The sequence below is a fragment of the Nonomuraea sp. AD125B genome (assembly GCF_041402765.1).
GTDB classification, from domain to species: domain Bacteria; phylum Actinomycetota; class Actinomycetes; order Streptosporangiales; family Streptosporangiaceae; genus Nonomuraea; species Nonomuraea bangladeshensis.
On sequence record NZ_JBGLOU010000018.1, the window covers coordinates 211,989 to 223,486 of the forward strand.

The window sequence follows — 11,498 nt, forward strand, 5'->3', positions numbered from 1 at the left end:
ATGGTTCCCATGCAAGATGACGTCGAAGTCGATGAGCTGGACCGTGCCATAGCCGCCGCGCTCCAGCTCAACGGCCGGGCCCCCTGGAGCCTGGTCGCGCGGCTCGTGGGCGCGAGCGAGTCCACCGTCGTGCGCCGCGCCGCCGCCCTCGGCGAGCGCGGCCTCCTGCGCGTCATCGGCGTCGTCGACGTGCTGCGCTGCGGCCTCGGCGTGCCGGTGCTCAGCCGCTTCCGCTGCCGCCCCGGCACCACGTACGACGTGGCGGCGGCGATCGCGGCCCGCCCCGAGGCCAGGTTCGTGGCCGTCGTGTCGGGCAGTGCCGACTGCGTGGCCGAGTTCGTGGTGCCCACGCACGCCGCCATCGGCAGGGTGATGATCGCCGACGTGCCCGGGGGCGGCGACCGGGTCAGCGAGAGCGAGACGCACGCCGTCATGCGCACGTTCGTCTCCAACCACGACTGGAACCCGGGCGTCCTGGACGAGAAGGCCACCGCCGAGCTGCGCGACGCGGCCGAGCCGCCGTTCGAGGACTTCGTCGGAGAGGGCCCGCCGGACCGCCTGGACGAGCTGGAGCAGGCCATCGTCCAGGCGCTCGGCGAGGACGGCCGCCTGCCGTACAAGACGCTGGCCAAGATCGCCGGCAGCAGCGAGTCCACCGTCAAGCGGCGCGTGGAGTCCCTGGTGCGCCGCGGCTGCCTGCGCTTCCGCACCCTCACCGAGCCCGAGGTGCTCGGCTACGCGCTGGAGTTCATGCTCTGGCTGGAGGTCGAGCCCGGCCTGCTGGAACGCGCCGGCCGGCAGCTCGCCGCGCACCCCGGCACCCGCTACCTGTCGGCCACCACCGGCCGCTTCAACCTGGCGGCGCAGATCGCGCTGCGCCACTACGGCGCGCTGTTCCGCTACCTCACCGACGACGTCGGCTCCCTGCCCGGCCTGCGCGCCGCCGACGTCACCCTCCAGCTCACCACGCTCAAACGCGCCTGGACCCCCACGCCGGCCGCACGATCAACGGAGAACCCCGCATGACCGCAACCCCCGACGCCCCGACTCCCGACGCCCCGACCCCTGACGTCTCGCAACCCTGGCAGTGGGACGAGCAGACCTGGCGCGGCCACGTCGCGCGGGTGCGCGCCGGACGCAGCCTGCGCCCCGGCTCGTGGCCGGGCGGCGCCCGCGCCGCCGTGGCCCTGTCCTTCGACTCCGACCACGAGACCATCCCGCTGCGCGACGGCGAGACCCGGCCGGGCAAGCTCTCCCAGGGCGAGTACGGCGCCCGCGTCGGCGCCCCGCGCGTGCTGCGCCTGCTGGAGCGGCACGGCATCCCGGCCTCGTTCTTCATGCCGGCCGTCTCGGCGCTGCTGCACCCCGGCGAGGTGCGCGACTACGTCGCCGCCGGCCACGAGGTCGCCATGCACGGCTGGATCCACGAGCGCAACATGCTGCTCAGCCCCGCCGACGAGCGCGAGCTGGCGTTCCGCGCCGCCGACACCCTGGAGAAGCTGTCGGGCACCCGCCCGGCCGGCATCCGCACCCCGTCCTGGGACTTCTCCGACCACACCCTGGCCATCACCCGCGAGCTCGGCCTGAGCTACGACTCCTCGCTGATGGCCGACGACGAGCCGTACGAGCTGCTGGCCGACGGCGAGCCCACCGGCGTCGTCGAGATTCCCGTGGAGTGGATCAGGGACGACGCCCCCTACCTGATGATGGACCGCTACGCGGCGCTGCGGCCGTACACGCCGCCGCGCCAGGTGGCCGGGATCTGGCGCGATGAGTTCGACGCGGCCTACGCCGAGGGCGGCCTGTTCCAGCTCACCCTGCACCCCCACATCATCGGCCACCGCTCGCGCATGGCGGCGCTGGCCGAGCTGCTCGACCACATCGCCGCCCACCAGGGCGTCTGGTACGCCACCCACGCCCAGGTCGCCGAGCACGTCTGGAAGCACGCCCGATGAGCACCACCGCCACCGCCGCCCCGGCCACCCGGCTCAGCCCCGCGCAGCGCAAGGCCATCGTGGCCGGCGCCATCGGCAACACCGTCGAATGGGTGGACTGGGCGATCTACACCACGTTCGCGTCGGTGTTCTCCGCGAAGTTCTTCCCCACCGGTGACGCGACCGCCGCGCTGCTGTCCACGCTGGCCGTCTTCGCCGTCGGCTTCCTCATGCGGCCGATCGGCGGGGCCATCCTCGGCGCGTACGGCGACCGTCACGGCCGCAAGAAGGGCCTGACGCTGACGATCTCGCTCATGGCGGGCGCCTCGTTCGTCATCGCGATCTGCCCCGGCTACGACACCATCGGCGTCCTCGCCCCGATCGTGCTGGTCCTGGCCCGGCTGGTGCAGGGCTTCTCGGCCGGCGGCGAGTTCGGCACCTCCTCGGCGTTCCTGATCGAGTCGGCCGCGCGCGGCCGGCGCGCCTTCGCCGGGTCCTGGCAGCAGGTGTCCGTCGGCGGCGGCGTGCTCATCGCCTCCGCGCTCGGCTTCGTGCTCACCTCCACCCTCGACGAGGCGGCGCTGCACAGCTGGGGCTGGCGGGTCGCCTTCGGCCTCGGCGGGCTGCTCGGCCTGGTCGGGCTCTGGCTGCGGGTCTCGGTCCCGGAGACGGAGGCGTTCGCCAAGGCCGCCTCCTCCGGCCGTACCCGCGCCAACCCGCTGGTGACGATGCTGCGCGAGCACCCGCGCGCCGCGCTGCGCGTGGCCGGGGTGACCATCGCCGGGACGCTGATCTACTACGTCTGGGTCAGCTACATGCCGACCTACGCCCACGTCGCCACCGGCATCCCGCTCAGCCGGGCGCTGCTCGCCAACACCATCGCGGTGGTGATCTTCCTGGTGCTGCTGCCGTTCGGCGGGCTGCTGTCGGACCGGATCGGGCGCAAGCCCACGATGCTCGCCTTCGCGGTCGGGTTCCTGGCGCTGGCCTGGCCGGCGTTCCAGTTCCTCGACGGCGGGTTCGGCTCGCTGCTCGCCATCGAGATCGTCGGCATGGTGCTCATCGTCGGCTACTCCGCGAACTGCGCGGTGATCATGGCCGAGCAGTTCCCGGCCGAGGTGCGCACGACCGGGATCGGGCTGCCGTACGCGCTGTCCGTGGCGATCTTCGGCGGCACCGCCCCCTACGTCACGACCTGGCTGGCCTCCAACGGCCACCGCGACCAGGTCTGGCTGTACGTGGCCGCCGCCGCGCTGGTCGGCGTCGCCGTCTACGCCACGATGCCGGAGACCAAGGGCAAGGAGCTGACGTGAGCGAGCACATCCTGGTGACCGGGGCGGGCGGCGGCATCGGGGCCGCGATCTGCGAGCTGTACGCCGGGCAGGCCCGCGTGACCGCCGCCGACCTGCGCCCCGAGCCGCTGGCCGAGCTGGCCCGGCGCACCGGGGCCGCGGTGCTCACCGCCGACCTGGCCGACGCCGAGGCCGCCGAGGCGCTGGTCGGGCGGGCCTGGGAGGCGTACGGGCCGGTGGACGTCGTGGTCAACGCGGCCGGCATCTACCCGGCGACGCCGTTCCTGGAGATGACCGCCGCGCAGTGGGACCGCGTGCAGCACGTCAACGTGCGCGCCCCCATGCTGATCACGGCGGCGTTCGGCCGGGCCTGCGCGGCGAGCGGCCGCGGCGGGTCGGTGGTCAACATCGCCTCCGGGGCCGCGCTGCGCGCCCGCCCCGGCGCGGCGCACTACTGCACCTCCAAGGCGGCGCTGGAGATGCTGACCAAGGCCGCCGCCGTCGAGCTCGGCCCGCTCGGCGTGCGCGTCAACGCCGTCAGCCCCGGCTTCGTCACGGTGGACAGCGCCGCCAACCCGGTCACCGAGGAGTACGCCGCCGCCGTCTCGGCCAACCCCCTCGGCCGGCGCGGCCTGCCGCCCGACGTGGCGCGGGCGGTGCGCTGGCTGGCCGGGCCGGAGGCGGAATGGGTGACCGGCGCGGTGCTGCGCGTCGACGGAGGGGCCTCGGCGGGCACGACCGCCCTGCCCCTGCACTGGACGGGAACGAGCGAGGTACAACAGCCATGACCTACACCGTTGTGGGCGGCGGCGCCATCGGCGGCACCATCGCCTTCCACCTGGCGAGGGGCGGCCACCGGGTGCGGCTCGTGGACGCCGACGCCGCGCACGTGGCCGCCGTCCGCGAGCGCGGCCTGGTGCTGCGCAGGGCCGGCGGCGACGAGCGGGCCGAGGTCGACGCCGCCACCCCCGATGAGACATCCGGGCCGCTGACGAAGGTGCTGCTGTGCGTCAAGGCCCAGGCCACGGCGACCGCCGCCGCCTGGATCGCGCCCCGCCTGGCCCCCGGCGGCTACGTCGTCTCGGTCCAGAACGGCCTCAACGAGCCGCTCATCGCCGGGCACGTCGGGCGGGAGCGGGTGATCGGCGCGTTCGTCAACCTGTTCGCCGACGTGGTCGAGCCGGGCGTGATCCGCGACGGCGGGCCGGGGGCGTTCGTCATCGGCGAGCTGGACGGCTCGGCGAGCCCCCGCGTCGACCACCTGGTGGCCGACCTCGCGCCGCTCGGCGCCAAGGCGACCGGCAACGTCCTCGGCCACCTGTGGTCCAAGCTCGGCTTCGGCGCCATGCTGACCGCGACCGCCCTCGCCGACGCCCCCATGGCCGACCTCATCGACCGGCACCGGCCGCTGATGCACGCGCTGGTGGCCGAGGTGTTCGCCGTGGCCGGGCGGCTGGGGCTGCGGCTGGAGCCGTTCGACGCGTTCGAGCCCGCCGCCTATCTTCCCGAGGCCCCCGAGCGGGTACGTGAAGAGGCGACGGACCGTCTGACGGCATGGCTGCGCACGCAGCCGAAGGACCGCAGCGGCATCTGGCGCGACATCGCCGTCCGCCACCGTCCCGTCGAGGTTCACGACCACTACCGTGCCGTCCTGGCCGAGGCAGAGGCCGGGCAGGTGGACACGCCGCTGCTGCGCGGCGTGCTCGCCCGCCTGGCCGACGTCGAGGCCGGACGCGCGCCGATGGGCGAGGAGCACCTCGCCGCGCTGGAGGGCGCCTGATGACCACGCAGAACGAGGCGGCGAACGAGGAGAGCGACAAGGAGGGCGTCGCGGTGAAGCTGCGCGACTGGATCGGCGGGCATCGCGAGGACCTGCTCGCCGACCTGGCGGCGTACGTGTCGCTGGAGACGCCCAGCAACGACAAGGCGCTGCTGGACGCGGGCCTGCGCTGGCTCGACGGCTGGCTGGAGGAGCGGCTCGGGCCGCCGTCGGCCACCCACAGGGTGGACGGCGGCGCGAGCGGCGGGGCCGGGGGGCGCGGCGAGCCCGCCGTGTACGGCGACGCCCGCGTCAACGACTACCCCGGCCACGGGGACGCGCCGGTGCTGCTGCTGGCCCACTACGACACGGTCTGGCCCGCGGGGACGCTGGCGGGCTGGCCGTTCACCGTGGACGGCGACCTCGCCACCGGCCCCGGCGCGTTCGACATGAAGGCCGGCCTGGTCCAGCTCGTGTGGGCGCTGCGCGCGCTGGACGCCGCCGGGCTGCCGCGCCCGCCGGTGCGGCTGCTGCTCAACGGCGACGAGGAGATCGGCAGCCCGCTGTCGCGCCCGCTCATCGAGGAGTCCGCCAAGGGCGCCGCCGCGGTGCTCGTCTTCGAGGCGAGCGCGGACGGCGCGCTGAAGACCGCGCGCAAGGGCGTCGGCATCTTCCACCTGTCCATCACCGGCGTCGAGGCGCACGCCGGGCTCGAACCGGCCAAGGGCGCGAGCGCCATCGACGAGCTGGCCAGGGTCGTGCGCCACCTGCACGACCTCGCCGACCCCGACGCCGGCACCACGCTCAACGTGGGCGTCGTCTCGGGCGGCACCGGCTCCAACGTGGTCGCCGGGGCGGCCCACGCGGAGGTGGACGTACGGGTGGCCAGCCAGGCCGAGGCCGCCCGGATCGGGGCGGCGCTCGCCGCGCTGCGGCCCCACGACGAGCGGGCCTCGTTCGAGCTGCGGGGCGGCTGGAACCGGCCGGTGATGGAGCGCGGCCCCGGCACCGCGCGGCTGTTCGGCCTGGCCCGCGAGGTGGCCGGCGGGATGGGGATCGAGCTGCTGGAGTGCGCGGTGGGCGGGGCCAGCGACGGCAACTTCGCCGCCGCGCTCGGCGTGCCCGTGCTGGACGGCCTCGGCGCGGTGGGCGACGGGGCGCACGCCCGGCACGAGCACGTGAGCGTCGGCGGAATGCTGGAACGGTCCGCGCTGACCGCGGGCCTGCTCCACGCCCTGGCCGCCGGCTGATCCCGGAGGGGCCCGGACGGGCCCCTCCGTCACCAGCCGAAGGGGCACTTGTACACTCTTGGGGTTTCTCGGGGGAAATCGGGGGAGTGGCGCGTGCCGCTGGAGCAGATCCTGGTGCTGCTGGCCGCGGCGGCCGCCGCCGGCTGGGTCGACGCCGTCGTGGGCGGGGGCGGGCTCGTGCAGCTGCCCGCCATCATGATCACGGGGTTGCCGCCCGTGGAGGCGATGGCGACCAACAAGCTGTCGTCGGTGTTCGGCACCGCCTCGGCGGCCGTGGCCTACGCCCGCTCGACCAAGGTCGACCGGCAGGTGGCGCTGCCCGGAGCCGGGCTGGCGGTGCTGAGCGCGGGACTCGGCGCCTGGGCCGCCGCCGCGATCTCCACCGAGGTGCTGCGCCCGGCCGTGATGGTGGTGCTGCTCGCCGTGGCCGCGTTCGTGACGCTGCGGCCCTCGCTCGGCGCCCTGCCGCAGCCGCAGCTGCGGACCGACCGCCGGGTCGTGGCCGCCATAGCGGTGGCCGGCGTGGGCATCGCCTTCTACGACGGGATCATGGGGCCGGGCACGGGAACGTTCCTCATCATCGCCTTCACCACCATCCTCGGGCTGGACTTCGTCTCCGCGTCGGCCTCCGCGAAGATCATCAACGTGGGGACGAACATCGGCGCGCTGCTCGTCTTCGGCCTGCAGGGGCACGTGCAGTGGGCGCTCGGGCTCGGCATGGCGGTGTGCAACGTCGCCGGCGCCCAGCTCGGCGCGCGGATGGCGATCAGGCGCGGCGCGGCCTTCGTCCGGGTCGTGCTGCTGTGCGTGGTCGTCGCCATGGTGGCCAGGCTCGGCTGGCAGCAGTTCGCCGGCTGACCCTTTTCCTCCTGAACACGGCAAGGGGGCGGCAATACAATGGAATGGTGCGTGCCAGCCGGTTGCTCTCGCTGCTCCTGCTCCTGCAGACGCGGGGCCGGATGACCGCGCCCGAGCTGGCCGCCGAGCTGGAGGTCTCGGTCCGCACCGTCTACCGCGACGTCGAGGCGCTGTCGGCGGCCGGCGTGCCGGTCTACGCCGACCGCGGCCCCGCCGGCGGCTACCAGCTCCTCGACGGCTACCGCACCCGGCTCAACGGGCTCACCGCCGAAGAGGCGTCCTCGCTGTTCCTGGCCGGGCTGCCGGGACCGGCCGCCGAGCTCGGGCTGGCCGACGTCGCCGCCACCGCCGAGCTGAAGCTCCTCGCCGCGCTGCCGCCCGAGCCCCGCTCGCACGCCTCGCGCATGCGCGAGCGGTTCCTGCTGGACGTGCCGAGCTGGTACCGCTCCGGCGACGACGTGCCGCACCTCGGCGAGGTCGCCGAGGCCGTGTGGGACCAGCGGCCGATCCACATCACCTACCGGCGGTGGGGTCAGAAAGAGGTCGACCGGGTGGTCCACCCCTACGGGCTGGTGCTCAAGGGCGGCTCCTGGTATCTCGTGGCCGCGCCGCCCGGCGGCCCGCCGCGCACCTACCGGGTGGCGCGGGTGCTGACCCTGGAGACGCTGCCCGGCCGTTTCCAGCGGCCCGAGGGCTTCGAGCTGGCCGCGTTCTGGGCCGGGTACGCCAAGGAGTTCCGCGAGCGGATGTACACCGCCGAGTGCGTCGTCAAGCTCGCGCCGGGGCGGGGGGAGCTGCTGGCGTACACGCTGGGCCGCGACGTCGTCGAGACCGCGCTGGCCGCCGCCGGCGAGCCCGACCCGGAGGGCTGGCTCACGCTCACCCTGCCCGTCGAGTCGATCACGCACGCGCGCTGGCTGCTGCTGCGCATGGGCGCCGACGTCGAGGTGCTGGAGCCGCCCGAGCTGCGCGCCCTCATGCGCGAGGCCGTCGCCGAGCTGCACAAGCTCTACGGCTGACCGGACCGCGGCCGTAAAAGGGGCGGCGCGGGACCGTCCGGCTCTGTCACGATGCCCGCCATGCACCTACTCGCGTTCGCCGGCGCGTGCGTCCTGATCGCCATGGTCCCCGGGGTCAGCACCGCCATCATCCTGCGCCAGACCATCCGCTCCGGCCGCGGCGGCGGCCTCGCGGCCACCCTCGGCAACGAGACCGGCATCCTGCTGTGGGGCCTGGCCGCCGCGTTCGGGCTGTCGGCGCTGCTCGTCGCCTCCCAGCTCGCCTACGACGTCATGCGCGTCGCCGGCGCGGCCGTCCTGGTCGTGATGGGCGTGCAGGCGCTCCGCCAGGCGCGCAAGGGCGCCCCGGCCCCCGAGGTCGCCACGGCACCCGGGCGGCGGGCCGCCTACCTCGCCGGGCTCGGCACCTGCCTGGCCAACCCCAAGGCGGCGGTGTTCGCGCTGTCGTTCCTGCCGCAGTTCGTCCCGCAGGGGCAGGAAGGGCCCGCCACCCTCGTCACCCTCGCCGTCGTGTGGGTGCTCATCGACCTGCTCTGGTACGCCCTGCTCATCTGGGCCGTCGCCAGGGCCGCCGACTGGCTCGGCCGGCCCGCGGTGCGCCGCCGCCTGGAGCAGGTCTCCGGCGTCGTGCTCATCGGGCTCGGCGTCCGGCTGGTCGCCGAGTCCCGGTGACGACAGGCCTGGACTACCTTTAGGGGCATGAGCGACGACCTGGCGACCCTGATGCGGCAGACGCAGGACGACGACCCCCTGCTGGCCCTGCGGGCCACCACCGCGCTGCGCCGCGAGCTCGAACGCCTGGAGGCCGGCCAGGTCCGCCGGGCCCGCGTCGCCGGGCTCGCCTGGTCGCAGATCGCCGACGCGATCGGGGTCAGCAAGCAGGCCGTGCACAAGAAGTACGGCCGCCGCTGACCGCTCCTCACCGGCTCGCGCTCTGGGCCGCGACCAGGCGGGCGTAGCCGCCGCGCAGCGCCAGCAGCTCCTCGTGCGTGCCGCGCTCCACGACCCGCCCCCGGTCCACCACCAGGATGAGATCCGCGTCGCGGACCGTGCTCAGGCGGTGGGCGATGACGATCCTCGTCTGCGCGAGGCCGCCCAGGTTCGCCTCGATGGCGGCCTCGGTGGCGCTGTCGAGGTTGCTGGTGGCCTCGTCCAGCAGCAGCACCTTGGGGCGCGGCAGCACCGCGCGGGCCAGGGCGAGGCGCTGGCGCTGGCCGCCCGACAGCCCGCCGCCGTCGGTGAGCATCGTCTCGTACCCCATGGGCATGGCCATCACCTCCTCGTGCAGCTCGGCCAGGCGGGCCGCGGCCACCACCCGCTGGAGGGGCGCGGCCGAATCGTTCAACGCGATGTTCTCCCTGATCGAGCCGTTGAACAGGGACGGGTCCTGGGTGACCACGCCGAACTGGCGGCGCAGCGTCCGCAGGTTCAGCTCACCGGCCGGGACGCCGTCGTAGCGGATCTCGCCCTCCACCGGCAGGTGCAGCGCCAGCAGCAGCCGGGCGAGCGTGGTCTTGCCCGAGCCCGACGCCCCCACGAGCGCCACCTTCTGGCCGGGCCGGATGGCGACCGAGACGTCCCGCACCGTCCACGGGCTGCGCGGGTCGTGACGGAAGCTCACCCCGCGCAACTCGATCGCGCCGCGCAGCCGCAGCACCTCGATGCCCTCGCTCGGCTCCGGCTCCGAGGCCAGGATGTCCGACAGCCGGTCGAAGTGCGCGCCCGCCTGCTGCAGGCTCTGCAGCCCCGTCATGAGGGAGCCGAGCGGGGTCAGCGCGGCCAGGGCGATCGCGTTGAGCGCGATGAGCGCGCCCACCGTGAGCTGCCCGTCGAGCACCCGCCAGGCGCCCAGCCACAGCAGCCCGAGCGGCGCCATCACCCGGATCGCCGCCAGCGACGACTCCAGCAGGCCCCGGGTCAGCCCGGTGCGCACGTCCGCGTCGACCTGCCTTGCGAAGTACGCCGACCACTGCTCCACCGCCCGGCGTTCGGCCCCCGACGCCTTCAGCGTCTCGATCCCGTTGATCGTCTGGATGAGGCTGCCCTGCGAGGCCGACAGCGCGTTCAGCTCCTGCCGGGTCAGCGTGGCGACCCGGCCCGCGGTGACCAGCATGAGGACCGTCTGCACCACGGCCACCCCGGTCAGCGCCAGGCCGAAGACCGGGTCCCACAGGTAGACCACCACCAGGTAGCCGACCGCGAGCGGCCCGTCCAGCAGCGCCGCCACCACCTGACTGGTGAGGATGTCGCCGAGCTGCGCCACGCTGGCCGCCCGGGTCACCAGGTCGCCCTTGCCGCGCTGGGTGAAGTACCGGTACGGCAGCGCCACCAGATGCTTGACCACCCCCTCGGTCAGCTCCTGGTCGGCCCGCGCCCGCACGGCCACGAGCAGCGCGCTGCGCAGGTAGCCGATCGCGAGCTGGGCCGCGCCCGCCAGCAGCACCGCGCCGCCCAGCAGCGTCAGCACCTCCACGCCCCGCGACGGGACGATCAGGTCCAGCAGGAGCTGGGAGAACAGCGGCAGCGCCAGCCCGAGCACCTGCAGCAGCAGCGAGGCGGCCACGATCTGCGCCAGCAGGCCCTTGCGCCGCCGGAACAGCGTCCGGACGAACTCCCTGCGCCAGGCGCTCGCCATCGACGTCGTGCCGCGCTCGAACCCCTCGCCGGGCTCGAACACCAGCAGCACGCCGGTGAACCCCGCGCCGAACTCCTCGGCGGTCATCCTGCGGCGGCCCGTCGCCGGGTCCACGACGTCCACGCGGTCCGGCGACCAGCGCTCCACCACCACGAAGTGGCTGAACTCCCAGTGCGCGACCGCCGGGAGGGGCACGCGGGCCAGGTCCTCGGGGGCCAGGGAGAAGGCGCGGGCCTTGAGCCCGTGCTCGCGGGCGCCGTCCACGACGGCCTTGGCGCTCAGGCCGTCCCTGCCGACCTGGAGGCGTTCGGCGACCTCGTGGAGGGTGACGCGGCGGCCGTGGTGGCACAGCACCATCGCCAGGCACGCGGCGCCGCACTCGGTGGTGGTGTTCTGCAGGATGACGGGCAGGCGGCGGATCACGCGGCGGCTCCCGCGGCGCGCAGGGTCAGCACGGTGAGGACGACGGCGGCCGCGAGGATCGCCATCACGATCAGCCACAGCACCAGGAACGACGGGCCGCCCACCGTGGGCCCCGTCTCGGCGGGGCCCCGGCCGGCGGCCCTCCTCCGCAACGCCTCCTCCCGGTAGATGCCCCGCTCGCCCGTCCCGGGCCGCGCGCCTTGAGGAGCGGGGGCCGGAGCAGGGGGAGAGGGCGGCGAGGCCGGGAGCGGCGGGGGAGCGGAGGCCGGAGCAGGGGCCGAGGGCGGCCGGGCTGAAGGCGGCGAGGCCGAGGGCGGCGGGGCCGGGG

The 11,498-nt window shown here is 74.7% G+C and carries 12 protein-coding genes; 10 read left to right on the forward strand and 2 right to left on the reverse strand.

Features of this window, described 5'->3' with window-relative positions; translation table 11 throughout:
- The first annotated feature begins 9 nt into the window (after positions 1 to 9).
- The 10 genes from ACBR40_RS38585 (at position 10) to ACBR40_RS38630 (ending at position 9,024) form a co-directional block, all read left to right on the forward strand.
- Positions 10 to 1,026, forward strand: a complete 1,017-nt coding sequence (locus tag ACBR40_RS38585) for an Lrp/AsnC family transcriptional regulator (RefSeq protein WP_371251896.1) — start codon at positions 10 to 12, stop codon at positions 1,024 to 1,026.
- On the forward strand, positions 1,023 to 1,955 hold the full coding sequence (locus ACBR40_RS38590) for a polysaccharide deacetylase (protein WP_371251897.1): 933 nt from the start codon (positions 1,023 to 1,025) through the stop codon (positions 1,953 to 1,955). Before ACBR40_RS38585 ends, ACBR40_RS38590 begins: the two co-directional genes overlap by 4 nt.
- A complete protein-coding gene (locus ACBR40_RS38595) occupies positions 1,952 to 3,247 on the forward strand; it encodes an MFS transporter (RefSeq protein WP_344206265.1) in 1,296 nt (431 codons plus the stop codon). Before ACBR40_RS38590 ends, ACBR40_RS38595 begins: the two co-directional genes overlap by 4 nt.
- On the forward strand, positions 3,244 to 4,014 hold the full coding sequence (locus ACBR40_RS38600) for an SDR family NAD(P)-dependent oxidoreductase (RefSeq protein WP_371251898.1): 771 nt from the start codon (positions 3,244 to 3,246) through the stop codon (positions 4,012 to 4,014). Before ACBR40_RS38595 ends, ACBR40_RS38600 begins: the two co-directional genes overlap by 4 nt.
- Positions 4,011 to 5,006 carry a ketopantoate reductase family protein gene (locus ACBR40_RS38605; RefSeq protein ID WP_371251899.1) on the forward strand — a complete coding sequence of 332 codons (996 nt, stop codon included), beginning with the start codon at positions 4,011 to 4,013 and terminating at the stop codon, positions 5,004 to 5,006. Before ACBR40_RS38600 ends, ACBR40_RS38605 begins: the two co-directional genes overlap by 4 nt.
- Complete coding sequence (locus ACBR40_RS38610; RefSeq protein WP_344206270.1) at positions 5,006 to 6,235, forward strand: M20 family metallopeptidase; 1,230 nt, start codon at positions 5,006 to 5,008, stop codon at positions 6,233 to 6,235. The genes ACBR40_RS38605 and ACBR40_RS38610 overlap by 1 nt, the downstream gene beginning before the upstream one ends.
- A 93-nt stretch (positions 6,236 to 6,328) precedes the next feature.
- Positions 6,329 to 7,093: a sulfite exporter TauE/SafE family protein gene (locus ACBR40_RS38615; RefSeq protein ID WP_371251900.1), complete on the forward strand. Its 765-nt coding sequence runs from the start codon at positions 6,329 to 6,331 to the stop codon at positions 7,091 to 7,093.
- A gap of 44 nt (positions 7,094 to 7,137) precedes the next feature.
- Positions 7,138 to 8,112 (forward strand): YafY family protein, encoded by a 975-nt coding sequence (locus tag ACBR40_RS38620; RefSeq protein WP_344206273.1) that lies wholly within the window; start codon positions 7,138 to 7,140, stop codon positions 8,110 to 8,112.
- A 60-nt stretch (positions 8,113 to 8,172) separates the two neighbouring features.
- The gene (locus ACBR40_RS38625; protein WP_371251901.1) at positions 8,173 to 8,784 is read left to right on the forward strand and encodes a LysE family translocator; all 612 of its coding nucleotides are present in this window, start codon (positions 8,173 to 8,175) and stop codon (positions 8,782 to 8,784) included.
- Positions 8,785 to 8,811: 27 nt separating this feature from the next.
- Positions 8,812 to 9,024, forward strand: a complete 213-nt coding sequence (locus ACBR40_RS38630; protein ID WP_329578318.1) for a hypothetical protein — start codon at positions 8,812 to 8,814, stop codon at positions 9,022 to 9,024.
- A gap of 7 nt (positions 9,025 to 9,031) precedes the next feature.
- Here ACBR40_RS38630 and ACBR40_RS38635 read toward each other — a convergent pair whose 3' ends face one another.
- Both ACBR40_RS38635 and ACBR40_RS38640 read right to left on the reverse strand, forming a co-directional pair.
- The gene (locus ACBR40_RS38635) at positions 9,032 to 11,170 is read right to left on the reverse strand and encodes a peptidase domain-containing ABC transporter (RefSeq protein ID WP_371251902.1); all 2,139 of its coding nucleotides are present in this window, start codon (positions 11,168 to 11,170) and stop codon (positions 9,032 to 9,034) included.
- The coding region (locus ACBR40_RS38640; RefSeq protein WP_371251903.1) for a hypothetical protein at positions 11,167 to 11,498 on the reverse strand (332 nt) is incomplete at its 5' end. The genes ACBR40_RS38635 and ACBR40_RS38640, both read right to left, overlap by 4 nt.